This window comes from Maribacter polysiphoniae, from assembly GCF_003148665.1.
Taxonomy (GTDB): Bacteria; Bacteroidota; Bacteroidia; order Flavobacteriales; family Flavobacteriaceae; genus Maribacter_A; species Maribacter_A polysiphoniae.
This window is the reverse complement of the sequence record NZ_QGGQ01000004.1, coordinates 233,019-258,273: the sequence shown is the minus strand read 5'-3', so window position 1 is coordinate 258,273 and position 25,255 is coordinate 233,019. Positions and strand designations below refer to the sequence as shown.

Below are 25,255 nucleotides of genomic sequence, written 5' to 3'. Positions count from 1 at the left end.
AAGCTGTATTAATTTAATGTTGAATTTCATTTATAAATGTTCTTTTCTGCCACAAGCTTGTTTATCGTTTCCATGACTTCATAAAAACAATCCAATTTCTCATCGGTGACATGGGCACGTACTACTTCATTAAAACGCAGTACCACATCCTTGGAATCCTTTCTTTTCTCAAGACCAAAATCGGTAAGATGGATCAAAACCCCTCTACCATCCTTCGGGTTTGGCTTCCGCTTTATCAACCCTTTGTCCTCAATACTTTTGAGTATCCTGGAAAGGCTGGTGGCTTCCATCCCCATTTTTGGACCCAACGCCGTAGACGGTGTTCCTGTTTTGGGATCTATACTCAATAAAGTAAAACCGACCGCCATGGTGGAATCAAAAGTTTTTGCCTGTTCATTATACATCCTAGCAACGGCTTGCCAAGTGGCTCTTAGTACATAATCAATAGTTGCATCTTTCATAAAGGACTGATTGGCTATCAAATATAGGAAAAAATACTATGCATGCATAACAAATTGGAATAAAAAAAGGAATTCCTTTTCATTTTGTCAAATGACATATGAAAAAGGCGTATCCCGTTAAAGGTTATTAATGTCCGTAAATTTCGTTGTACAAGTCCCTGTATATCTCCTTGATTACCTTTCGTTTAAGTTTTAAGGTAGGGGTGAGGTGTCCTCCATCGATCGTCCAGAGGCTAGGGGTTAACTTGAATACTTTTACTTTTTCCCATTTGGCAAAATCTGTATTGGCATGGTCAATTTCCTCTTGAAAACGTTCCAATACTTTTTCATTGTTCACTACATCTGACATCGTTTCCAGTTTCAATTGATGTCTTTTAGCCCATTCCCTTACAAAATCAAAGTCAGGTTGGATCAGGGCCCCAGGCATTTTTTCGCCTTCGCCTACCACCATCACCTGTTCAATGAAACGCGATTGTTTCAATTGGTTTTCAATCAAGGCAGGGGCAACGTATTTTCCACCGGAAGTTTTGAACATTTCCTTTTTACGGTCAGTAATCTTCAGAAAGCCATCGGAATCCATTTCACCAATATCCCCGGTATGAAAATAATCCCCTGTCATTACCGTTGCGGTCTTTTCAGGGTCTTTGTAGTAGCCTTGCATAATATTCGGCCCTTTAACCAGGATTTCCCCATCCTCGGCTATTTTTACCTCTACGTTTTCAATGACCCTACCAACGGTGCCTATACGGAAACCGCCATTTCTTAAATCATTCACGGAAATCACTGGGGATGTTTCCGTAAGGCCATAACCTTCCATTATGGGCATTTGTGCCGCAGCAAAAATACGCGATAATCGGGGTTGGAGTGCGGCACTACCGGAAACCATGAATTTCAGCTGGCCACCCAACGCTTCCTGCCACTTACTAAAGATCAGTTTACGCGCCAGTTTCAATTTTTGTTCGTACCACCATCCATTGGCACCATAAGGTTCGTATTTGAGTCCGACATCGATCGCCCAAAAAAACAAGGCTTTCTTTACTCCTGTCAATTCACCACCTTTGGCCACAATTTTATCATAAACCTTCTCGTAAAGTCTGGGAACTCCCGTCATAATATTGGGGTTGACCTCTTTAAGGTTGTCGGTCATCTTCTCCAGCGATTCCGCAAAATAAATCTCTACCCCACAATATTGGTATAGATAAAGGATCATTCGCTCAAACACATGGCATACGGGTAGAAAACTGAGGGCCCTCGATTCGCCCATGGCCAGTGGCACCCTTTTTTCGCTGCCGATTACATTGGATACAAGATTGTTATGTGAGAGCATTACACCCTTTGGTTTTCCCGTTGTCCCTGAGGTATATATTAATGTCGCCAAGTCCTTAGGGGTAACTTCTTCTTTTCTTTTTTCGACCTCTGGTTGGTTCGATGAATCCTCACCCAAGGCTAAAACCTCTTTCCAGTTTTTACAACCATCGACCATGTCAAAGCAAAACACTTCCTTAAGTTGGGGTACATTCGCCCTGACCTTATTCACCTTGTCAAAAACCTCTTGGCACGAGACAAAACAATATTTCGATTCGCTATGGTTTAGAACATACTCATAGTCTTCCTCGGCTATGGTAGGATAAATAGGTACATTTTGTGCACCCAATTGCAATACTCCGATATCGAGTACATTCCATTCTGTTCTGTTGGTCATTGAAATAACGGCTATTTTGTCGTTTTTCTCAACACCTAATCGCAATAACCCCCGGCTAATGCTATTTGCTTGATCTACATATTCCTTGGAAGATGAACTGACCCATTTGCCATCATATTTGGTGACAAGGGCATTTTTCAGATTGTATTTTTCCAATTGGTAATATGGAAAATCAAAAAGTCTGGTAATTTCTGACATACTTGTTACTGATAGAGTATTGCAAATTAGGAAAAGCAGTTGGGATTTTAAAATGAGATTAATAAAATAACTGCATATTATTTATGATTTATTCATTTGAATTCCAATTTCGCATTGGTTCACAATGGAATAGGTCTTGGTTTTTTATTTTAAAAAAATAGTAAATCGCTTTGTTTTTTGGTTGTTTATATGGGCAATTTTGTTGTTAAGCTAAGAATTGTTCGATCAATGGCATTCTTTTATTAAGTTCATTCCCGAATTCAAAATTCTGTTATGATTAAAAGGATAGTATTGCTATTTATGACGGTTTTAGCCGTTGCTTCTTGTTCTGAAAAGGGACCTAAGGTTCCTGTTTATGCATGGACAGGGGGTCCTGGAGATGATACCGACCAAGAGTTGTTGGCCAAATTCAAGGATTTCAACGCTAAGGGCATCGATGGTTTGATGTACAGTGGGGGGCACGACCCGGAAACCTACAAGCGGGTGGGGGCTTTGGTAAAGGAGGCCGGAATGGAATTCCATACTTGGATACCCACCATGGTGCAAGGCCGAAATCCTAAGATTGATACAAGTCTTTATGCGTACAACAGAAAGGGTGAATCCGCTTTGGAAAAGCCAGCTTATGTCGACCATTATAAATTTTTATGCCCAAACAAGGAAGGTACCTTTGATTTTTTGGCCGATTTGTATGGAAGCGTTGCTGCCGTAGAGGAGGTTGATGGTATTCATTTGGATTTTATTCGTTTTCCCGATGTAATTTTGGCTAGGGGACTTTGGGAGAAGTACGGCCTAGTTATGGATCGTGAGTTTCCTGAATATGATTATTGTTATTGTGATAAGTGTACCTCTGATTTTTTAACCCAGACGGGAATCGATATTAAAACCGTAGAGGATCCATCACAAGTAATGGAATGGAAGCAATTTAGATATGATTTGATCACCCGTTTGGTAGGACGATTGTCCAAGGTGGTTCACGATAAAGGGAAGGTTATCAATGCAGCGGTATTCCCTGGTCCTTCGATTGCCAAGAAATTGGTGCGACAAGAATGGGACAAATGGGATTTGGATGCCGTTTACCCTATGAATTACAATGATTTTTATTTAGAAGGCCCCGAATGGTTAGCGCCGATCACCAAAGAGGAAGTGGCGGCCGTAAAAGGGGAAAAGCCTATATATAGTGGATTGTTTATCTGTCCAAAACCAGAAAGTAAAAGCAAGGAGAAAGATCCTGAAAACCACGGGTTGTTGCCCTCTGAAATCGAAACAGCCATAAGGGGTTCAATGGAAAATGGGGCGACAGGTATTTGTTTGTTTACACCTGAGCGAATGACGCCCGAACACTGGAAGGCATTTGAGAAAGCCATTTATATAGATTATTCCAAAAAAGTTAGTGATTAGTAGTTTGAGTTATGTTGAGTTAGAAAAAAAAGGAGCCACTTCATGGGCTCCTTTTTTGATTTAGACTATTGGTTGTCCAACGTTCTTGCTTTTGAAATCGGGTTTTATCGGTTGTGTTGTTCAACCCAAATCCGCGCATTTACAAAAGCTTCCAACCAAGGGGAGACTTGGTCGTTTGTGTTGTCAGGGTAATGTGCCCAGTTCCAAGGGAATATCGAACGTTCAATATGGGGCATGGTCACCAAATGCCTTCCGGACTTATCACATAGCATGGCCGTGTTGTAATCGCTGCCATTCGGATTGGCAGGATAATCGGCATATCCATATTTACCTACGATATCATATTTGTCCTCGGCATAAGGTAAATTGAATTTTCCCTCACCATGGGAAATCCAAACCCCAAGTGTGGTGCCAGCCAGACTGGAAAGCATAATGGAGTTGTTTTTTTGGATCTTAACCGAAGTGAAACTACTTTCGTGTTTGTGGGAATCGTTGTGCAACATCCTACCATGCTCATCATGATCGGGATTGATCAAATCCAATTCCATAAACAACTGGCAACCGTTGCAAATACCTACGGACAGGGTGTCTGGCCGGGCAAAGAAATTCTTTAGGGCTGTTCTGGCCTTTTCGTTGTATTTAAAGGCTCCCGCCCAACCTTTGGCACTGCCCAATACATCAGAGTTGGAAAAGCCGCCAACGGCACCTATAAATTGAATATCCTCAAGTGTTTCCCTACCCGAAATCAAATCGGTCATGTGAACGTCCTTCACATCAAAACCTGCCAAATACATGGCGTTGGCCATTTCTCGTTCCGAATTACTTCCTTTTTCGCGAAGTATGGCCGCTTTAGGCCTGGATTGTCCAACTTTAGGCAACATGCCATCAAAATTCTTGGGAAATGTATATTCCAAAGGTTGGTTCTTGAAATTGCCGAACCGTTCCTTGGCAAGGTCATTGGCTGTTTGCCTTTGGTCCAATAAAAAGGATGTCTTATACCAAGTGTCCCGTAAGGAAGGGATGTTCAATCCCATTTCAACGCCATTGTTCTTGATTGTAAGTGTTGGTTCACTAGTGGCCGCCCCAATTTTATGGACATCGATTTTGGCATCATTGAAGATGTCCGGGATAGCGTCATCCTTGGTTTGAAACACCACCCCGGCATTTTCGGAGAATAAAAGCTTAATGGTGTCCGCTTCATGCAATGTGGATAAATCCAGGTTTGCCCCCAGATTCACATCGGCAAAGCACATTTCCAAGAGGGTGGTGATCAAGCCACCAGAGGCAACATCATGTCCCGCAAGTATTTGACCTTCCCTTATGGCCTGTTGTAAGGTGTTGAATACGGTTTTTACGTAAGCAGCCTCAACAATAGTAGGTGTTTCATTCCCAATCCTATTCCGTATCTGTGCAAATGAGGAGCCGCCAAGTTTATAGGTATCCTTGGATAGATTGATGTAATAAATAGCGCCTCCATCTTTCTTTAAAACAGGCTCTACGACCTTAGTGATATCATTACAGTTGCCTGCAGCGGAAATAATCACCGTGCCGGGGGAAATAACATCCCCATCCTTATATTTCTGTTTCATCGAAAGGGAATCCTTTCCTGTCGGAACATTGATGCCCAAATCGATGGCAAAGTCGGAAACGGCTTGTACGGCTTCGTATAAACGGGCATCTTCCCCTTCATTCTTACAAGGCCACATCCAATTGGCGGAAAGGGATATCGATTTTAAGCCTTCTTTTAAAGGGGCCCAAACGATATTCGTCAACGCTTCGGCAATACTATTTCTACTCCCGGCAATAGGATTGATCAAACCGGAAATAGGGGAGTGGCCAATTGAGGTGGCGATCCCCTCCTTACCTTTAAAATCCAATGCCATGACCCCACAATTGTTCAGGGGAAGTTGCAAGGGACCTGCGCATTGCTGTTTTGCGACACGACCACCCACGCAGCGGTCCACTTTGTTCGTTAACCAATCTTTGCAAGCAACCGCCTCCAATTGAAGGACTTGCTCCAGATACTCATGAAAATGTTCTAAGGAGTATTCCGGATTTTCGTATTTTCTATCGACAGTAATGTCGTTCATAATCGTTTTCGGGGAGCTTCCAAACATATCCTCCAAATCCAAGTCCATTGGTTTGGCCCCTGTCTTGCTTGATTCGAAGGTGAATTTATGGTCACCGGTCACATCACCGACTTCATACATGGGTGAACGTTCCCGATCTGCAATTCGATGTAGTAGATCAACATCTTTTTTGCCAATGACCAGTCCCATTCGTTCTTGGGATTCATTCCCGATAATTTCTTTGGCGGATAGGGTGGGGTCGCCGATAGGCAATGCATCCAAATCGATTTTGCCACCGGTATCCTCAACGAGTTCGGACAAACAGTTCAAGTGGCCGCCCGCACCGTGATCATGGATTGAAACGATTGGGTTTTCCTCACTTTCCACCATACCTCGAACCGCATTGGCGGCTCTTTTTTGCATTTCGGGGTTCGAACGTTGAACGGCATTCAACTCGATTGCAGAACTGAATTCACCCGTGTCGGCACTGGATACGGCTGCGCCCCCCATGCCAATACGGTAATTGTCACCCCCAAGGATAACAATCTTATCCCCGGTATTTGGGGTGTCTTTCAAGGCTTGGTCAGCTTTGCCATAACCGATACCACCGGCTTGCATGATGACTTTGTCAAAGCCCAATCTCCTGGAGTCTTCGGTATGTTCAAAGGTCAAGACCGAACCGACGATCAATGGTTGACCGAATTTATTACCAAAATCAGAAGCCCCATTGGAAGCTTTGATCAGGATATCCATCGGAGTTTGGTATAGCCATTCACGTTCTGGCATTGCTTTTTCCCATGGTCGATGTTCTTCCAAACGGGAATAGGACGTCATATACACTGCTGTTCCGGCCAAGGGTAAAGAACCCTTACCTCCGGCCAAACGGTCTCGAATCTCCCCTCCAGAACCCGTAGCGGCACCGTTGAAAGGTTCAACAGTGGTTGGGAAATTGTGGGTCTCCGCTTTTAACGATATAACCGATTCAAATTCCTTTTCCAAATAGAAATCGGGCTTATCGGCACTTTTGGGAGCAAATTGGACCGCTTTGGGACCTTTTACAAAAGCGACATTGTCTTTATATGCCGAAACGATATCGTTTGGATGTTCTTGGGATGTTTTCTTTATCAGCTTAAAGAGGGAGGAGGATTTTTCCACTCCATCGATCTTGAAGGTGCCATTGAAAATCTTGTGTCGACAATGCTCAGAGTTCACTTGACTGAAACCGAATACTTCGGAATCGGTTAATTTACGTCCGATTTTTTTGGAAAGTTGATTTAAATAGGCAACTTCCTCCTCGTTTAAAGAGAGCCCTTCCTGTATGTTATAGGTGGCAATATCGGCAATCTCAAGAATGGGTTCAGGAACCACATCAATTTTGAAAACCTCCTGTGTCAAGGTGTTGAATTTTTGGGAAAGCATCGGGTCGAAATCGGAAAAATCGGCATCAACCGCCTCAAATTCCTCAATACGAAGAATACCTTTGATTCCCATATTCTGGGTGATTTCAGTGGCATTGGTACTCCATGGTGTGACCATGGCGGCCCTGGGTCCAACAAAAAAGGCGTCGAGAGACGCCGTGTTTATCTTCGGTTGGTTACCGAATAACCATGTGAGTTTGTTATTGTCTTCCTGAGAAAGTTCTTGAACTGTTTGTACGGCAAAAACCTTTTTGTCTACATTCCCGAAAAAGTGAATCATTTAATGTGTCTGGTGTTGATTTTTAAAATACAAAATTAAGGTTTTAGACGCTATGTTTCACGGATAATCAAAACACTTTTAAACAGTAGTTGTTAATGAAATTAATAGTTTTTGCTTCTACTTGGTCAATGTCTAAAAATAGATTAGTTTTATTTTATAATAAGTATGATAATTGGATTTATATAATAACTTATATTAAAGTCTGTTTATCGAACTTAGTATGATATTGCTTTGTTGTACCTCTATCATTAAAAAAAGAAGGATTTATAATGGCCGAACAAAAGTTGGATACCCAGGCACTTGAACATTGTATTGAGATGATTGGCGGTAAGTGGAAGCCCATAATTCTCTTTTATATTTCAAAAGGAACAAATCGATTTAACAAACTCATTTTGGTTATAGAGGGAATCAATAGACAAATGCTCAGTAAGCAATTGAAATCACTCGAAAAGTCGGGTGTGATTGACCGAACGCTATATCCTGAAATTCCACCAAGGGTAGAATATGTCTTGACCTCAAAGGGAAAATCACTTTTACCGGTTGTGCAAACAATGAATCGATGGGGAAAGAAACAATATGCTGTAAAAACCAAAACTCCCGAACCTCCGAAAAACCAACAGTTACCTTTATTCTAATGTAAGGTTGACTATGGCGTTTCTAGATGGTTCTATTCCTTTTTACTGATTTTTGAATCTAAAAAAAGCCTATCGGTTCCTATGGACCAATAGGCTCTTTTTTTTAGTGATGATTTTTTTACTTACTTCTTTCCATGAGTGCCATATAAAATCCATCAAACCCACTTTTGGAAGCATAAATCTTCTTTTCTTGGGCCAATGTGAATTCAGAACCCTCTTCAGAGGCAAGGAATGAATTTACTTGATCTGAGTTTTCCTGGGGAAGAATGGAACAGGTGGCGTAAACCATTTTTCCTCCCGGTTTCACCATTTTACTATAGCTTCTCAGGATTTCCTGTTGTGTTTTCGTGATTGTATCCAAGAAATCAGGTTGTAATTTCCATTTGGCATCGGGGTTTCTTCGCAATACACCCAGTCCGGTGCATGGGGCATCAATAAGTACCCTGTCCGCTTTGCCATATAGTTTTTTTATCACCTTGGTCGAATGAATATGCCGAGGTTCGATATTGTGCGCCCCATTTCTTCTTGCCCTACGTTTGAGCTCCTTGAGTTTGTTTTCGTAGATATCCATTGCAATGAGCTGTCCTTTATTTTCCATTAAGGCTGCCAAGTGCAAGGTTTTTCCACCTGCACCGGCGCAAGTATCCACTACACGTTCCCCGGGTTGGGGGTCTAAAAATTCGGACACCAATTGGGAAGAGGCATCCTGAACCTCAAAATGTCCGTCCTTAAAGGCTTTTGTTGTAAATACATTGGCCCTTTCGGCAAGTTGCAAGGCATCGGGGTACCCTTTTATGGCTTCGGAAACAATACCTTCATCCAGTAGGGCTTTACGTAGTTTTTCTTTGGTAGTGTTCAAGGTGTTTACCCGTAAAATAACATTGGCCTGTTGGTTTAGGGCCGCAATCTCTTTGGTCCACAACTTATCCCCTAAGGCTTTTTCACCCAAGGCATCCAACCAATCGGGAATGGATTCCCTATATTTTCTGATTTTTGAGAGTTCATCGAATTTACCTTTGATCCTTCTTGTAGGTACAGGTTCCAACTGTTTCCAATCGGGAAGTTCAATACCCCTTAAAACAGCCCAGACAGCGAACATCCTGAAAAGATTGGCACGACTATAAGGGGCTTTTACTTCGGCAATTTCTGCATACAAACGTTTCCACCGTACGATATCATAGGTGGTTTCGGCAATAAAACCTCTATCACGAGACCCCCAACGCTTGTCCCGTTTCAATGTTTTTTGAACCACCTTATCGGCATATTCCCCTTCGTTGAAGATATCCCCAAGGGCATCGACCACTGCAAAAACTAAATTTCTATGAAGTTTCATAACTAAAAAATAAGGCTGCAAAGGTATCGTTTTGGCTGCTATTCTGTCTATTTTTGAAAAAAATTATTGCTATGCGATATTGTATCTCTCTTCTTATTCTCATTATTGTTATCGGGTGTGCCGATCAAAGTGGAACAAAACCCTTCGTTTCTGTACAGATAGAGCCTCTCTATGAAGACTCCCTCAGTATTAGGGCCATAGCCCTTTTGGATAATAGTTTGGCCTTTGGTGCCAATAAAGGTGTTTTTGGAAGTATTGACCTAAGCACCAAACAGATTCGTACCAATATGCTAAAGCAGGATTCCCTGTTACCCGAATTTAGGGCTGTTGCACATACATCGACCGACTTTTTTATGTTATCGGTAGGTAGTCCTGCTTTGTTGTATAAAACAGGGGACAATGGGATGGAGCTGGTTTACAAGGAAGAAGGGGAGGGTGTTTTTTACGATGCCATGACTTTTTGGAACGATCAAGAAGGTATAGCCATTGGTGATTCGGTAGATGGTTGTTTGTCCATTATTATCACAAGGGACGGCGGCCTTTCATGGAATAAGATGCCATGTGCCAACTTACCGAATGGAATCGATGGGGAAGGGGCTTTCGCAGCGAGCAACACCAACATTAAGACCTTAGGGGAAAAGACATGGGTCGCAACGACGAGTGGCCGCATTTATTTTTCAGGGGATAAAGGAAAGACCTGGGAAGTTTTTCAAACACCTATAATGAATAAGGAAGAAGCCCAAGGCATTTATTCTTTGGATTTTTATAATGAAAGCCTAGGAATCGCCCTAGGTGGTGATTACACCCAGCCTGAAGGGAATATCGCCAATAAGGCCATTACCAAAGATGGTGGAAAAAGCTGGAGGTTACTGGCTGATGGCCAAGGGCCAAACTATAAAAGTTGTGTTCGTTTTGTGCCCAATTCCGGGGGGAATGGGATCGTTGCGGTAGGTTTCACAGGGATTTCCTATAGTAGCAACAAAGGTGAAAGTTGGTCGAAGCTTTCGGATGAATCCTTTTATACGGTACGTTTTTTAAATGATTCCATTGCCTATGCGGCCGGCAAAAATAGAATTGCCAAATTGGTTTTTAAATCAAAATAGGGGCCTTTTGGCCCCTATTTCGGAATGTATCCTAATCGTTATGGATTGACGATCATCGTTGACCGCCATTCCTTTTTTGATGGTATTGCTTCAATAGGTGTCGCTTAAATCCGTTTTCACTTTTCAATAATAAAAAGGTTTTCTTAGCGGAAATCACTTTTCGGATATCTTTTAAAAACTGCTTGTTCACCTTGTTCTTCTCGTCTTCCAAAGCTATCAAATCTTCCAATAGGGCATTCGCTTCTTGATCCGATAGGGATTCCATGTCCTTTGTTTTGCCATAGATTTGGTTCCGTTCCTTGTTTCTAAAGGCATCCATTTTATCTTGATAGGTATTGTAAATGGGCCAAAAAGCCTCGGCTTCACTCGTTGTGAATTCCAGTTGTTCCGTAAGATACGCCACTTTGAGTGTACGTATCTTTTCTTTATCAGGTTTACGCTGTCCAAAGGTAAATGTTGTAGTGAACAGCAATAACAGGAGTACTGTGATGTTCTTATAGTTAATCATTGTCCAATAGATTTAATTCTTCAATATTATCAATATCATCATCCAAATAATCGATGATGTTTTCATCCTTAAACTGATATTCCAGAATATCGGAAACTTCAAGGTCATCAACAGGGATGACTTCTGCGATCTCATAGGTTGAAAACCCTAAATCGGTCTGTTCAAAATAATCCTCGATATCAGAATTGGCCAAACTCTCAAAAGTCAGTTCTGGTGATTGGTTAAACTGTACTGCAATTGTGAGAAGGACTACGATTGCCACTGATGCAGCGGCGTAATAAAGCTGTTTGCGCCAAGGATTGAGGGGGATAACCTTGGTTTCGTCCTCTTTCAATTTTGATTGTATTTTTGAATGCAGGCCTTCAAAATAGGTGTCAGGTACTTTGAAACCGTCTGATTTGGGCAACATAAGGTTCTTCTGATCGCCATTGGAAGTTTTAATACGTTCCATTAGTTTATCAGTAAATCCTTCGAAGTAACCTTCGGGGACTTTAAAATCCTTTTTGTTGTTTGTCTTTTTCATTTCTATTCTTTGACTCTCAATAGTTTAAAAGGTTTAATCCTCTTTTAAAAAAGCTTCCAATTTTTTAACCGCCAAATGATAGGATGCTTTTAAACCGCCAACCGAAGTATGTAATATTCCTGAGATTTCCTCGTATTTCATTTCCTGAAAATACTTCATATTGAATACCAATTTTTGTTTTTCTGGTAAACGGGCAATAGCCTCTTGAAGTTTTATTTGTATCTCATCCCCATCAAAATAGACATCAGCTTGTAAATTGGATACCATTCTGTCTTGAAGCTCTGCATCGGAAATCCCCATCTTGTTGGATTTTTTCTTCAGAAAGGTCAGGGATTCATTGGTGGCAATACGGTACATCCATGAATACAATTGACTTTCCCCTTTGAAGCCGTTGATGTTTTTATAGACTTTGATGAAGGTGTTCTGAAGTACATCATCACTATCATCATGGTTTAAAACGATTCTTCGTATATGCCAATAAAGCCTTTCTTTGTAGGTGTTTACCAACACTTCAAAGGCCTTGTCCAGGGTTTCCGGACGTCTCAACTCGTCTAGTAATGTCTCTTCGGCAATCAAATTACAGCACTTAAGTTTAATCTAAGACCTATTAAAATGCAAAAGGTTTAATGTGTGGTATTGTGTTTTATAAAGATTGCATCTCCACCAGTTTCCTATAAACCCCGTTTTTGGCCAAAAGTTCTTTGTGTGTACCTTGTTCAACGATTTTGCCTTTCTGGAGTACAACAATGGAATTCGCTTTCTGAATAGTGGATAATCGATGTGCGATAACAATAGAAGTTCTGTGCAACATCATTTTTTCCAGGGCATCCTGTACCAATCGTTCACTTTCAGTATCCAACGCGGAGGTTGCCTCATCGAGTATCATTATCGGAGGGTTTTTAAGAACCGCCCTGGCAATGGAAATACGTTGTTTTTGGCCACCACTTAGTTTATTTCCGCTATCCCCGATGTTGGTGTCATATCCATTTGGTAGCAAGGCTATGAATTCATGGGCATTGGCAATCTTCGCAGCTTCGATGATCTCATCATCGGTGGCATTTTCCTTGCCCATACCGATATTGTTGCGAACGGTATCATTGAACAGGATAGAATCCTGGGTGACCAATCCCATCAAATTACGCAGCGATTTTTTACTTATATCCTTGATGTTCGTGCCATCAATGCTAATGGCCCCTTTGTTGACGTCATAAAATCGGGTGACCAAATTGGCTATGGTGCTCTTACCGCTTCCTGATTGACCAACCAAGGCAACAGTATCCCCTTTGGGGATGTTCAAATCAAAGTCTTTCAATACATACTCATCTTCGTACTTAAAGGAGATGTTTTCAAGGGCAATGCTATTGTCGAAGGTTGTTTTTTCCAGGGCATCCTCTTTGTCAACAATTGGATTTTCAGTTTCCAATACCTGAAGGACGCGTTCCGCGGCCGCATTTCCTTTTTTGACCCCGAATGAAGCTTTACTGATAGCCTTGGCGGGGGTTAGGATGTTGTAAGCCAGTCCCATATAAGCGATGAACGATGAGGCATCAAGGGTCTTGTCGACCAATACCATCTTACCACCGAACCACAATAGGACACCAATGACCAAAATACCCAAAAACTCCCCTGTTGGTGATGCCAAATTCTGACGGTTCAATAACTTGTTCGAGAATTTAAAGAACCGTTCAGTAGAGGTACTGAATGTTTTATAAAAGCGGGATTCAGCATTAAAGGCCTTGATGACCCGGAGTCCGCCTAAAGTTTCCTCCACAATGGATAAAAACTCCCCTTGTTCTTTTTGGACGCGATCCGATTTCTTTTTCAACGATTTGCCGATTCTCGAAATAATGGCTCCTGCAACCGGTATGAAAATGAACACGAAAATGGTTAATTTGGAACTTATTCCAAACATGATCAAGATGGTGAACACTATGGTCAAGGGTTCGCGAACGATCAATTCCAAAATAGAAAGGAATGAATGCTGTATTTCCAGTACATCCGAGGTAATACGGGCGATGACATCCCCTTTGCGTTTTTCGGAATAATAGGAAATAGGCAGTTCCGTAATTTTTTGGTACATGCGGTTACGAACGTCCTTGAGGACCCCATTACGCAGGAATGTAATAAAATACATAGCCGCATAATTGAAGAAGTTCTTTAGCAGGAACAAGACCAAAACGAGCCCAATGACCAGGACGAGACCTTTCATTTGATCGTCCCCTGAATAGTCAGTGACCCTGTAATTGATATAATCCTGAAGATAATCCTTCAATTGGCCTATTCCGGTGTATACAGGCTCTTTTAGAACCTTTTTCTCCGGTTTGAAAAGCACATCCAACATCGGGATCAATGCCGCAAAGGACAAGGCACTGAACAAGGCATAAAGGATATTGAAAAATATATTAAGAAATCCGTATTTCTTATAAGGCTTCGCAAAGCGAAGGATTTTTTTAAAATAATCCATTAACCGAGTTTCAGTTCATTTACAATCCGATCGAGCTTCGAATTAAGTTCTTTTTGAACTTTCTCGAAATCTTCCACAGTATTGAGTTTTGAATTTATACTGAAATAAAATTTGATTTTTGGTTCCGTTCCGCTTGGTCTTGCGGCCATTCGTGTCCCATTTTCGGTAGTGTAGATCAACACATTCGATTTTGGGATTTCAATAGCTTCCGTTTCTCCTGTAATCATATTTTTGGCTACTGAGCTATCGTAATCGTGTACCCATTCAACTTTGGAACCATCGATTTCCTTGATTGGATTCTCCCTGTAATCCACCATCATTTGTTTTATTTCCTCGGCGCCACTGATTCCTTTTTTCGTCATTGAAATCAATTTTTCCTTATAGAAACCATAATCCGCATAACATTGGATCAATTCCTTGTAAAACGAACTTCCCTTGGCTTTGGCATCCGCTGCTATTTCACAGGCCAATAGGGTAGCGGTAACAGCATCCTTGTCCCGTACAAAATCCCCAACCATAAATCCGAAACTTTCCTCGCCACCACCGACAAAATGCAATTCCGGGAAATCCTTGATCATTTTGGCAATCCATTTAAAGCCGGTCAGCACTATTTTGTATTCGACATCATATGCTTTGGCCAAGGCACCCATCATGGGGGTGGAAACTATGGTCGAGGCTATGAACTCATTGCCCTGCATCCCTTTTTCCTTGCGTTTCTGCAATAGGAATTTGGTCATCATTACCATGGTCTGGTTACCATTGAGCAATTCCATTTCCCCTTTAAGGTTTCTAACGGCAATGCCCAATCGATCACTATCCGGGTCTGTACCTATAACCATATCGGCCCCGATTTCCTTAGCTTTCTTGATCGCGATGGATAAGGCTTCAGGTTCCTCTGGGTTAGGGGATTTTACGGTTGGAAAATTCCCATCGGGTTTTGCCTGTTCTTCAATGATGGTTACATTATTATAACCAGCTCTCTTCAAAACTTCGGGAATCGCTGTGATCGATGTACCGTGTAATGAAGTGAAAACAATCTTGAAATCATCCTTTCCTTTGGCATTGAAACTACCATTGGCAACCGAAGCGGTAATAAAGGCCTCGTCAACATCCTTATCGATGTATTCGATTAAATCTTCATTGGCGTTGAAGTTGATATTCTCGTAAGCCAGTTTGTCGATCTCACCAATGATTTCCCCATCCTGTGGAGGTACTATTTGTCCTCCATCGGTCCAATAGACTTTATAGCCATTATATTCCGGGGGATTGTGGGAAGCCGTCAAAACGATTCCCGCATGGCAATTGAGGTGTCTTACCGAAAATGATAATTCGGGTGTGGTCCTTAATTCGGAGAAAAGAAAAACCTTGATACCATTGGCTGATAGCACATCGGCCACCGTTTTAGCCAACGTATCACTGTTATGACGACAATCATATGCGATTACCACCTTGATTTCTTCCTCTGGATAACTCTTTTTTAGATAGTTACTAAGTCCCTGGGTACTTTTTCCCAAGGTATATTTGTTGATCCTGTTGGTTCCAACGCCCATGATACCGCGCATACCACCTGTCCCAAATTCCATGTTCTTGTAAAACCGGTCTTTTAGTCCCTCAGGGTCATTGTCGATTAGTTGTTGAATCTCAGTTTTGACATCAGCGTCGAAAAAATCTGAAAGCCAGCTTTTGGCAGCGTTTAAAATAGAATCCATGTACTTTTTGTTTTATAGGTTAATTTACGAAGAAAATTGCTCTTTTTCTTGGGCAAGATTCAATTCCTCCAATATATTATATCGTTTTTCGTCTTTTCGGGATCGTACCATGATTTCACCCAAGAACCCCGCAAGGAACAGTTGTGTCCCGATGATCATTGAAGTCAATGAAATAAAGAATTCAGGTCGATCGGTTATTAATCGGGCGGTAGGGTTTATAAACAGTTTGTCAATGCCTAGAAAAATGGCAAACCCGAAGCCTATGATGAACATCAACACGCCAAGGGCGCCAAAAAGGTGCATGGGTCTTCTTCCGAATTTGGAAACAAACCAAATGGTGATCAAATCTAAAAAACCATTGATGAAACGTTCCATACCGAATTTGGTTTTACCGTATTTACGGGCCTGATGTTGTACTATCTTTTCGCCGATATTGGTGAATCCGGCACTTTTGGCAAGGACGGGTATATAGCGGTGCATTTCACCACGTACTTCAATAGTCTTGATTACCGCTTTCTTGTAGGCTTTTAACCCACAATTGAAATCGTTTAATTTGACCCCGGAAGTTTTACGGGCTGCCCAATTGAACAATTTAGAGGGGATGTTCTTGGTTATGACCGAGTCGTATCGTTTTTTCTTCCATCCGGATACAAGGTCGTACCCTTGATTTTGGATCAGGTCGAATAATTCGGGAATTTCCTCAGGGTTATCCTGTAGGTCGGCATCCATGGTAATGACCACATCGCCTTGTGCTGCCTTGAAGCCGGCATGCAAGGCTTGTGACTTGCCGAAATTTTTGCTGAAACGGATGCCTTTGACATTTTCGTTTTTGGCGGAAAGAAGGGAAATAATGTTCCACGAACCATCGGTACTGCCATCATCTATAAAGATGATTTCATATAAAAAACGATTGGATTGCATAACAGCTACAATCCAATCGTGCAGTTCGTTTAAGGACTCTTCTTCGTTCAGTAATGGTATTACTACAGATAGGTTCATTGAAAACTTCTGAAATTCTTTTCAAAAGTACAATTTTGACATTTAACACGATTAAACTTTTTGATCAGAAGCAAAAAAGGATGTTTTTTGGCTGATTTCAAAAGTTTGAAAGTATTTGTTAATACGCTGGTTTTTGTTTTTTCAAAATAAGTCCAGAGATAAGTCCCAATACCAATCCGATAATAATATTCATGATTAGTATGAACGGATAGGTTAGCCATGCGAAACCTTTTTGCATTTCTATACCTTGGTCAATTTGTTCTTCAGTAAGATTTGGATTGTCCGCCATAGCCTGCACTTTACCTATTTCATACATCTTGTCCATATAGCCAGGTTCTATGACATTGGACAGTAAAAAGAAATAGATCAAACCTATAATTCCGGCAATCAATGCGATTCCTGTTCCAATTTTCAAGGCTTCTGATATGGTCAGATATCCTCCATTGGCTTTTTTGTATTGGAATATTCCCAAAAATATGGCGGCCACGGTCAATACCAAGCTAATTCCACGAATCGCCCATCCTTGGTCGTAATGCATATCCATTGAAAATAACATAAGTCCGAATACAACGCTGACTACACCAAGTAGTACTCCAAAATTTAATGCGTATTTCCCTGTTTTTGGTTCGTTTTGTTCCATTTTTGTATCTAAGATTTAATTGGTTTTCTATATTAGTGGATTAATTGTAATTAATGTTACACTTAAAGGTACGAATATTTATTTTTTCTTTTTTAAACAAATAATTGTGATTTAGATAAAAAAATGTAAATTTGCAGCCTTAAAATGCATGCCTGTCGGAATGGGCGTTATAAAGATTTTAAAAAAATGAAAAAAGGAATACACCCTGAAAATTATAGATTAGTTGCTTTTAAAGACATGTCGAATGAAGAAGTGTTTTTAACAAAGTCAACTGCAAACACCAAAGAAACTTTAGAGGTTGAAGGTGTTGAATATCCTTTAGTGAAATTGGAAATTTCCAGGACATCACACCCTTTCTATACAGGTAAGGCTAAATTCTTGGATACAGCTGGTCGAATCGATAAATTCAAGAACAAGTACAAGAAATTCCAAAAAGCGGATAAAAAGGAAGAAGAATAGAATAAGTACACTATTCAACAATAAACATGCGCCCTCGATAGTTAGTATCGAGGGCGCTATTTGTTTTAAGCAAAATTCAATTTATGAATTATATTCTTTTTGATGGACCTTCAAGGGATTCCTTGTTGCCATTTACTTTCACAAGACCGGTAGCCGACATACGTGTTGGCATTCTTACCATACGTGAAAAATGGGAAAAATATCTCAATACGACCACGACGACAATCACGGAGGATTATCTTTCAGGGAAGTTTCCCATGGTAGAGTTGGACAGGAATGTGTTGATCAATTCCTCTTTTTTGCCAACCAGGGAATTAGTGGACCAAATTAAATCCCTTAAAGAAAACCAGGCTGTTTTTCAGGGGGAAGATGTAATTGCCTTCTTTTCATTGGAGGGCCAGGAAGTTGATTTCTCCACATTTGAACAAATATCGTTCGAAGGGGAAGTCATACGTATTGAACATACGTGGGATATTTTTTCTAAAAATGGGGAGGCACTACAGGCGGATTTTGATTTTCTTACAAAGGGAAGGACCTCAGAGCCCTTATCTGATACCAATAGTGTAATACATCCTGAGAATATTTTCCTTGAGAAAGGCGCTAGTGTGGAATACAGTATTTTGAATGCTACGGAAGGACCCATATATATTGGGGAGAATGCCGAGATATGGGAAGGCAGCCTTATTCGTGGCGGGTTTGCCCTATGTCACAATGCCGTGGTTAAAATGGGGGGCAAAATGTACGGTCCCACTACTGTCGGACCTCATGGTAAGGTATGTGGTGAAATAAGTAACTCGGTCATATTCGGATACTCGAGCAAAGGTCATGAAGGGTATTTGGGAAATTCCGTTTTGGGGGAATGGTGTAACATTGGGGCCGATTCCAATAACTCCAATCTAAAGAACAATTATGCCAAAGTGCGTTTATGGAACTATGCCACCGAGAAGTTTGAGCAAACAGGGTTGCAATTCTGTGGACTGATGATGGGGGACCATAGTAAGACGGCCATCAATACCATGTTCAATACAGGAACGGTTATCGGTGTAAACGCCAATATTTATGTACCTGGATTCCCAAGGAATTTTATACCTAGTTTTAGCTGGGGAGGCGCTTCAGGTTTTACATCCTACTTGCCGATTAAGGCTTTTGAGGCCGCAAAAGTAATGATGGCCCGTAGGGGAGTGGAGTTTGATAAAAAAGAGGCGGACATCCTTAGCCATGTTTTTGAGCTCACCAAAAAGTGGAGGAATTATTAATATCCTATTCAATAAGCAGTAGTTGGAAAACCATGCGTTCGAAATATTCCTTTAGGACCTCCTAACTACAAAATTTGATATATTTGCAAGCCCAATTAAAAAGAATTACCCGGGGCACCCAATTGAATTCCACATGAAGAAAGTAGCATTTTATACCTTGGGATGTAAACTCAACTTCTCAGAAACTTCAACAATCGCAAGAGATTTCCAAAAAGATGGATATGAGCGTGTTGACTTCTCCGAGAAGGCTGATATGTATGTTATAAATACCTGTTCGGTTACCGAAAATGCAGATAAGCGTTTTAAGTCCATCGTGCGACAAGCCTTAAAAACAAATCCAGAAGCTTTTGTGGCGGCCATTGGTTGTTACGCACAACTTAAACCGGAAGAGTTGGCCGCGGTTGATGGGGTGGACTTGGTTTTGGGGGCAACGGAAAAGTTCAAGATAGCCGATTATGTCAATGACCTATCCAAGAATGATTATGGGCAAGTACATGCCTGTGAGATAGAGGAAGCTGATTTTTACGTAGGGAGTTATGCCATTGGTGATCGTACACGTGCCTTTTTGAAGGTACAGGACGGTTGTGATTATAAGTGTACCTTTTGTACCATTCCCTTGGCCCGGGGGATCTCCCGTAGTGATACTTTGGAAAACGTACTTAAGAACGCCAAGGAAATTTCAGAAAAGGGAATTAAGGAGATTGTACTAACGGGAGTGAATATCGGCGATTTTGGGAAAGGTGAATTCGGAAATAAAAAACATGGGCACACTTTTTTGGATTTGGTACAGGCCTTGGATAGGGTAGAGGGTATCAATCGATTACGGATTTCTTCCATTGAGCCTAATTTGTTGAAAAATGAAACCATTGATTTTGTGGCAAAAAGTAATTCATTCGTGCCCCATTTTCATATTCCCCTACAGAGTGGTAGCGATGATATTTTAAAGCAAATGAAGCGTCGTTACCTGCGAACACTTTATATCGATAGGGTAAACAGAATAAGACAAACAATGCCCCATGCCTGTATTGGGGTCGATGTTATTGTTGGTTTTCCGGGGGAAAGTGACGACCATTTTTTGGAAACCTACCAATTTCTGAATGAACTTGATATTTCCTATCTGCATGTCTTTACCTATTCGGAAAGGGATAATACCCCTGCAGCGAGCATGCTTGACCCCGTACCATTAAAGGTAAGGAGCAAACGAAGTAAAATGCTTCGTGGCCTCTCGGTAAAAAAACGACGGGCTTTTTATGAAAGTCAATTGGGGACCACCAGGACCGTATTGTTCGAAGGGGAAAACAAAGAAGGTTATATTCAGGGCTTTACCGAGAATTATGTTAAGGTAAAGTATCCTTGGAATCCCGATTTGGTAAATACACTACAGGAAGTGGAACTTACTGATATCGATGTGGACGGACTCGTAAAAATTCAGTTTGTGGCAAGTGGTATTACCGCATAAAAAAACCTGTTAATGACTGAATTTGTTTCAGTGTATAACAGGTTTTGTAAGTTGTTTTCTTTAGATCAGATCCTAATTCCTACCGGTAGCATCTCTTTGTACTGTCTGTTTTTTCTTAAGAAACCTGCTATTTGCGGACTCGTAGGTACCACACGTAGGTTTTGATCTTGAATATGATGTAAAACAGATTTGATGAAGTCTTCTTTAAAACCTTCTTTTGTGATTTCTTCCGGAATAACCAATTTGGTTAAAAAAACTTTACGTTCTTGTGAAGAATATTCGATCTTAGCTAATTGACCTTCGACTCTAGCTTCAAATTGGCGCAAGAAACTATTGTCATTTATTTCTACTTCATTCATATAGTTAGATTTTATTATTGGTCTTATCTAAAAAAAATCACGTCAGATTGCATCGTAATTTTATACATTTACATGGCTTTGTAATAAGATGCTTGGGGTTATTCGAAACAGAATACAAAAGTAATAATAAAAATACGATTTTCCTAAGAAATTCGTAAGGCAGAACGATATGAGCCAAGAAAAAATACAAGTTTACTTCATGCCAGGGATGGCTGCAAATTCAACAATATTCGAAAATATACGTTTACCTGAAACTGAATTTGAAACCCATAGACTCGATTGGTTTGTCCCGGAAAAGGACATGTCGTTGGTTGCCTATGCGGAGAAAATGGTAAAAAAAATCAAACATGACCACCCGGTCCTGATTGGGGTTTCCTTCGGGGGTATGCTGGTACAGGAAATGGCCAAACTCATAGATACAAAAAAGGTCATCTTGGTCTCTAGCGTAAAAAGAACGGAAGAACTGCCTAAAAGAATGCTCTTTGCCAAATACACCAAAGTGCATAAGTTATTACCTACGGGATTGGTGAATAATGTGGAATTGCTGGCCAAATATGCCTTTGGGGAGGCCGTTCACAAGCGGTTGGAACTTTATGAAAAGTACCTGTCCATTAGGGATAAACAGTATATAGATTGGTCAATCGACCAGATTGTCAATTGGAAACAGGTGCAGTATCCTAAAAACCTTGTGCATATCCATGGGGATAAGGATGCTGTTTTCCCTATCGTGCATATTAAGGATTGTATTCCTGTTAAAAACGGCACTCATACCATGATTATCCATCGGGCTCGATGGTTTAATGAGCATTTGCCCACAATTATTAAGGAATAACGAAGTTAGTAGTAAAGGTGTTTGTTACTGTATAAAGAAATAAAGATTTCATTTTTTGTATGTTTCTTTAGTACCTTTGAATTTAAACTTAATGAGGAAATATGAGGATTTTAAAGAATATTTTAATGCTGTTAGGGGTCTTTTTTGTGATAACGACCCTGATTTTTGCCGTACAGGGTGCTAACGAAACCGAAAATGAATCGGTACAGGATGTTGCTGAAAACGATAATGACAAGAGTGTTTCCGATACGTATAGGATCTCTACGATTGAGATTCCTGAAGATTTAAATTTTGCAGGTGAATTGGTTCCTCAGGATGACCCTGAGATTATGGAGCGTATCGATAGGGAGTTCTTGGTGAATACCTATTGGCAGTCTAATGCCTTGCTATTAATGAAAAGGGCCAATAAATACTTCCCGGTTATAGAACCTATTCTGGCCAAAAATGGTATTCCAGATGATTTTAAATACTTGGCAGTGGCGGAAAGTGCCTTGACCAATGTGGTATCCCATGCCGGTGCTACCGGTTTTTGGCAAATAATGAAAGGAACGGGAAAGGAGTATGGACTTGAGATAAATGCCAATGTGGATGAACGTTACCATCTAGAGAAATCGACCCAGGTGGCCTGTGATTACTTGAACAAATGGAAGGAGAAATATGGAAGTTGGACACTGACTGCAGCCTCTTATAATGCAGGTCCTGGTGCAATCAATAAATTTATGGGAATCCAGAAGGTAGAGGATTATTACGATCTTTTGCTCGGACAAGAGACAGGAAGGTACGTGTTCAGGATTATGGCTATAAAAGAGATTCTTTCGAATCCAGAAAAATATGGCTTTGAGATTGAAAAGGAAGATATGTACAGTGCCGTTCCTACGTTTAAGGTAGAGGTCGATGAGCCTATTGCCAGTTTTGCGGATTTTGCCCAAAAATATGAGATCAATTATAAAATCCTAAAACGACATAACCCTTGGTTACGGGAGCCTCACTTGAACAATGCATCAAGAAAGACATACACCATAGAAATCCCAAATAAAGGCTACTACAAAGTCGCCAAATAGGTATGTTTTCTTTCTTTAGGGAAAACCTTTGGCCATTTCTTTTAGGGGTAAATTATGTGCTGGTTGTTCTTTTTTCGATACTTATCGTTCTCAAGAACAAAAATCCGGTAAAAACGCTCTCATTTATATTTATACTGGCCATACTGCCATTTTTGGGCATTTTCATTTATTACTTTTTCGGACAGGACTATCGAAAGCACAAAATATTTGAAAAGAAGTACATTTTCGACAATGAGTCACTAAAGCAGTGGCGTAAGAAATTCAGTTTGGACAGGGAGGAGCGTTTCGACTTTAAGACTGAATTTGGTGATGGGGCCTTTAAAATCTATAATTTATTGCGTCACAACGAGAAAGCGGTACTCACTTTTGAGAATGAAGTGGATATACTGGTCAATGGGGAGCAAAAATTTGAAAGATTAAAGAAAGACCTTGCACAGGCAGAAGATCACATACACATGGAATATTTCGTGTTTGTCGATGATGAACAAGGAATTGAAATTATTGAATCGCTTTGTGCAAAAGCAAGAGCAGGGGTACAGGTAAGGTTGATCTATGATGATGTGGGAAGCACTATTTCATCGAGATCCAAAAAACTTCTGACTGACAGTGGAGTGCAGCACCATGCATTCTTACCGGTATTGTTCTCAAATTCCACCAGTAAGATCAATTACAGGAACCATCGTAAAATAGTCGTTATCGATGGTAAAATCGGTTATTTAGGGGGAATCAATATTGACAAGAAGTATAATAATGACTATACGAACAAGCGCTATTGGAGGGATACCCACTTGCGGATACAAGGTGCGGCCGTAGGGGCCTTGCAATCCTCATTTTTTCTCAGTTGGAACTTTGCAGCCAAGGATGATATTGAATTGGAGGGAAGGCATTTTCCTAAATCCAAATCCAAAGTACCGGATCCTGTAGCCGTCCAAATCATTGCCAGTGGCCCTGATACCGATTGGGAGAATATAATGGAGGCCATGTTCACGGCCATAAACACGGCCAAGAAAAGCATTTGTATTACAACCCCTTATTTAATTCCCAATAGTCAAATTCTAACCGCTTTGACAACAGCCTCAAGAAGTGGGGTGGATGTTAGGGTCATCATTCCCAAGAAATCAGATTCATGGGCGGCCCAGTACGCGACGGATTCCTATATTGAGCAATTGGCGCGTTCCGGGGTTCGCATTTTTAGATACCACAAGGGGTTTGTGCATGCAAAAACAATGATCATTGATGACTATTTCACGAGTATAGGAACCGCAAATTTAGATTATCGAAGTTTTTCGTTGAACTTTGAAATCAATGCTTTGGTATACAATACGGGAATTAACCGGCAAATGCGGGAAATCTACAAAAAGGATCTATTGGAAAGTGAGGAAGTGGATTATGAAAGGTGGTTACAACGTGGTATGACCCGTAAAATACAAGAATCGATCAGTAGGTTATGGGCTCCTTTGCTCTAGGTTAAATCTTTTTCATTTGCTGTTGCATCATTTTTATTTGATCGGTAAGCATGTTGCTTTTATCCAATTTTTTGGCTTCGTTCAAAAGCATCGTAGCTTCCCTTTTGCGGCGCTTCTGCATGGCGATACCAGCCAAGCTCAATTTGGCCATTGCCGTATCATAATCCATGGTGAGTCCGAGTTTCAAGGCTTTTTTAAAGAATTTCTCCGCTTGGGTGAGGTTCTTTTGGGAAAGAATGATTCCGTGCAAATAGTTGAAATACCCTTGTTGCTTGGTGATCAGGGCAGATTCCGGATTTTTAATCTTGTCCAACCATTTTTTGGTGCCTTCCAAATCTTGTTTCCGCATTCTGAGAAAAGCAAGTAAAATAATCTCGTTCCTAAAATAAAGAAATATGAATATTAATGAAAAAAGAATCAAGAATATACCGTTTCCGATGTTTCCTTCAACAAATTGATAAATGGCATATGCAATGATCAGGCCTGCTATAACGAGTTTGATATTTTTGTTGAACATGGTAGTTTGCTATTGTTTTTTGGATGAATTTAACCAATAATGGATATTTAATCCCTTGATGGGCAAAAGTAATAAAAACCATCTTGTAGCTAGTAAACCTGCATGAAAAAAATATTTTTTTGATTAGGTTTGTCAAAGCGAAAACTCTTTGTATATTTGCGCCCAGATTTTGCAGAGGTATAAGCAAAAATCATAAGCACAAAATATAAGTTTAAAAATTTAGCCAGAGGATGAAAAGAACATATCAGCCATCAAAAAGAAAAAGGAAGAATAAGCATGGCTTTAGAGAGCGCATGGCAACCGTTAATGGTAGAAAAGTTCTTTCTAGAAGAAGAGCAAAAGGAAGAAAAAAATTATCTGTATCCTCTGAGCCGAGACATAAAAAATAATGTTAGAACTATTTTTT

At 40.6% G+C, this 25,255-nt stretch carries 23 protein-coding genes; 10 read left to right on the top strand and 13 right to left on the bottom strand.

Translation table 11 applies throughout. The features are described 5' to 3' along the window. Nucleotides 1–26: 26 nt before the first annotated feature. Nucleotides 27–461, bottom strand: a complete 435-nt coding sequence (locus LX92_RS10925) for a MarR family winged helix-turn-helix transcriptional regulator (protein WP_109650427.1) — start codon at nucleotides 459–461, stop codon at nucleotides 27–29. Between the two features lie 127 nt (nucleotides 462–588). After that, nucleotides 589–2,361, bottom strand: coding sequence for an AMP-dependent synthetase/ligase (locus LX92_RS10920; RefSeq protein ID WP_109650425.1), 1,773 nt, complete (start codon nucleotides 2,359–2,361; stop codon nucleotides 589–591). A 273-nt stretch (nucleotides 2,362–2,634) separates the two neighbouring features. On the opposite strand from LX92_RS10920, the gene LX92_RS10915 reads away from it, so the two are divergent. Then, a complete protein-coding gene (locus LX92_RS10915; protein WP_109650423.1) occupies nucleotides 2,635–3,759 on the top strand; it encodes a glycoside hydrolase family 10 protein in 1,125 nt (374 codons plus the stop codon). Between the two features lie 104 nt (nucleotides 3,760–3,863). Here LX92_RS10915 and purL read toward each other — a convergent pair whose 3' ends face one another. Continuing rightward, a complete protein-coding gene (purL, locus tag LX92_RS10910) occupies nucleotides 3,864–7,526 on the bottom strand; it encodes a phosphoribosylformylglycinamidine synthase (RefSeq protein ID WP_109650421.1) in 3,663 nt (1,220 codons plus the stop codon). A gap of 269 nt (nucleotides 7,527–7,795) precedes the next feature. Here purL and LX92_RS10905 point away from each other — a divergent pair, with 269 nt between their 5' ends. Further along, nucleotides 7,796–8,161, top strand: a complete 366-nt coding sequence (locus LX92_RS10905; protein WP_109650419.1) for a winged helix-turn-helix transcriptional regulator — start codon at nucleotides 7,796–7,798, stop codon at nucleotides 8,159–8,161. A gap of 118 nt (nucleotides 8,162–8,279) precedes the next feature. Here LX92_RS10905 and LX92_RS10900 read toward each other — a convergent pair whose 3' ends face one another. After that, nucleotides 8,280–9,494: an RsmB/NOP family class I SAM-dependent RNA methyltransferase gene (locus LX92_RS10900; RefSeq protein ID WP_109650417.1), complete on the bottom strand. Its 1,215-nt coding sequence runs from the start codon at nucleotides 9,492–9,494 to the stop codon at nucleotides 8,280–8,282. A 71-nt stretch (nucleotides 9,495–9,565) separates the two neighbouring features. Between LX92_RS10900 and LX92_RS10895 the strand changes: the two genes are divergently transcribed. Then, nucleotides 9,566–10,597 (top strand): WD40/YVTN/BNR-like repeat-containing protein, encoded by a 1,032-nt coding sequence (locus LX92_RS10895; protein WP_109650415.1) that lies wholly within the window; start codon nucleotides 9,566–9,568, stop codon nucleotides 10,595–10,597. A 52-nt stretch (nucleotides 10,598–10,649) separates the two neighbouring features. Here the strand turns inward: LX92_RS10895 and LX92_RS10890 are convergent, their stop codons facing one another. The 7 genes from LX92_RS10890 to LX92_RS10860 form a co-directional block, all read right to left on the bottom strand. Further along, nucleotides 10,650–11,105, bottom strand: coding sequence for a hypothetical protein (locus LX92_RS10890; protein ID WP_109650413.1), 456 nt, complete (start codon nucleotides 11,103–11,105; stop codon nucleotides 10,650–10,652). After that, entirely contained in the window at nucleotides 11,098–11,628 is a 531-nt protein-coding gene (locus LX92_RS10885) for a hypothetical protein (protein WP_109650411.1), read from the bottom strand. Before LX92_RS10885 ends, LX92_RS10890 begins: the two co-directional genes overlap by 8 nt. 33 nt (nucleotides 11,629–11,661) lie before the next feature. Then, entirely contained in the window at nucleotides 11,662–12,204 is a 543-nt protein-coding gene (locus tag LX92_RS10880; protein WP_109650409.1) for an RNA polymerase sigma factor, read from the bottom strand. Nucleotides 12,205–12,271: 67 nt separating this feature from the next. Beyond that, the gene (locus tag LX92_RS10875; protein WP_109650407.1) at nucleotides 12,272–14,092 is read right to left on the bottom strand and encodes an ABC transporter ATP-binding protein; all 1,821 of its coding nucleotides are present in this window, start codon (nucleotides 14,090–14,092) and stop codon (nucleotides 12,272–12,274) included. Then, nucleotides 14,092–15,801, bottom strand: coding sequence for a phospho-sugar mutase (locus tag LX92_RS10870; RefSeq protein WP_109650405.1), 1,710 nt, complete (start codon nucleotides 15,799–15,801; stop codon nucleotides 14,092–14,094). The genes LX92_RS10875 and LX92_RS10870 overlap by 1 nt, the downstream gene beginning before the upstream one ends. A 24-nt stretch (nucleotides 15,802–15,825) precedes the next feature. Then, a complete protein-coding gene (locus tag LX92_RS10865) occupies nucleotides 15,826–16,800 on the bottom strand; it encodes a glycosyltransferase family 2 protein (RefSeq protein ID WP_109650403.1) in 975 nt (324 codons plus the stop codon). Nucleotides 16,801–16,918: 118 nt separating this feature from the next. Continuing rightward, a complete protein-coding gene (locus tag LX92_RS10860) occupies nucleotides 16,919–17,440 on the bottom strand; it encodes a DUF4199 domain-containing protein (RefSeq protein WP_109650401.1) in 522 nt (173 codons plus the stop codon). Between the two features lie 186 nt (nucleotides 17,441–17,626). Here LX92_RS10860 and LX92_RS10855 point away from each other — a divergent pair, with 186 nt between their 5' ends. From LX92_RS10855 to mtaB, 3 genes are all read left to right on the top strand, one after another. Continuing rightward, nucleotides 17,627–17,899: a type B 50S ribosomal protein L31 gene (locus tag LX92_RS10855; RefSeq protein ID WP_109650793.1), complete on the top strand. Its 273-nt coding sequence runs from the start codon at nucleotides 17,627–17,629 to the stop codon at nucleotides 17,897–17,899. 83 nt (nucleotides 17,900–17,982) lie between these two features. Beyond that, a complete protein-coding gene (locus tag LX92_RS10850) occupies nucleotides 17,983–19,155 on the top strand; it encodes a GlmU family protein (protein WP_109650399.1) in 1,173 nt (390 codons plus the stop codon). Nucleotides 19,156–19,288: 133 nt separating this feature from the next. Continuing rightward, nucleotides 19,289–20,614 (top strand): tRNA (N(6)-L-threonylcarbamoyladenosine(37)-C(2))-methylthiotransferase MtaB, encoded by a 1,326-nt coding sequence (mtaB, locus tag LX92_RS10845; protein ID WP_109650397.1) that lies wholly within the window; start codon nucleotides 19,289–19,291, stop codon nucleotides 20,612–20,614. Between the two features lie 65 nt (nucleotides 20,615–20,679). Here mtaB and LX92_RS10840 read toward each other — a convergent pair whose 3' ends face one another. Further along, complete coding sequence (locus LX92_RS10840) at nucleotides 20,680–20,973, bottom strand: GNAT family N-acetyltransferase (protein WP_109650395.1); 294 nt, start codon at nucleotides 20,971–20,973, stop codon at nucleotides 20,680–20,682. A 169-nt stretch (nucleotides 20,974–21,142) separates the two neighbouring features. On the opposite strand from LX92_RS10840, the gene LX92_RS10835 reads away from it, so the two are divergent. The 3 genes from LX92_RS10835 to cls all read left to right on the top strand — a co-directional run bounded on the left by LX92_RS10835 (nucleotide 21,143) and on the right by cls (nucleotide 24,332). Beyond that, a complete protein-coding gene (locus tag LX92_RS10835; RefSeq protein WP_109650393.1) occupies nucleotides 21,143–21,805 on the top strand; it encodes an alpha/beta fold hydrolase in 663 nt (220 codons plus the stop codon). A 101-nt stretch (nucleotides 21,806–21,906) separates the two neighbouring features. Beyond that, the gene (locus tag LX92_RS10830; protein WP_109650391.1) at nucleotides 21,907–22,866 is read left to right on the top strand and encodes a lytic transglycosylase domain-containing protein; all 960 of its coding nucleotides are present in this window, start codon (nucleotides 21,907–21,909) and stop codon (nucleotides 22,864–22,866) included. Nucleotides 22,867–22,868: 2 nt separating this feature from the next. Beyond that, nucleotides 22,869–24,332 (top strand): cardiolipin synthase, encoded by a 1,464-nt coding sequence (cls, locus tag LX92_RS10825; protein WP_109650389.1) that lies wholly within the window; start codon nucleotides 22,869–22,871, stop codon nucleotides 24,330–24,332. Between the two features lies 1 nt (nucleotide 24,333). Here cls and LX92_RS10820 read toward each other — a convergent pair whose 3' ends face one another. Then, nucleotides 24,334–24,849 carry a hypothetical protein gene (locus LX92_RS10820; RefSeq protein ID WP_109650387.1) on the bottom strand — a complete coding sequence of 172 codons (516 nt, stop codon included), beginning with the start codon at nucleotides 24,847–24,849 and terminating at the stop codon, nucleotides 24,334–24,336. A 230-nt stretch (nucleotides 24,850–25,079) separates the two neighbouring features. Here LX92_RS10820 and rpmH point away from each other — a divergent pair, with 230 nt between their 5' ends. Beyond that, a complete protein-coding gene (rpmH, locus tag LX92_RS10815; protein WP_089887732.1) occupies nucleotides 25,080–25,238 on the top strand; it encodes a 50S ribosomal protein L34 in 159 nt (52 codons plus the stop codon). The last annotated feature ends 17 nt before the right edge of the window (nucleotides 25,239–25,255 follow it).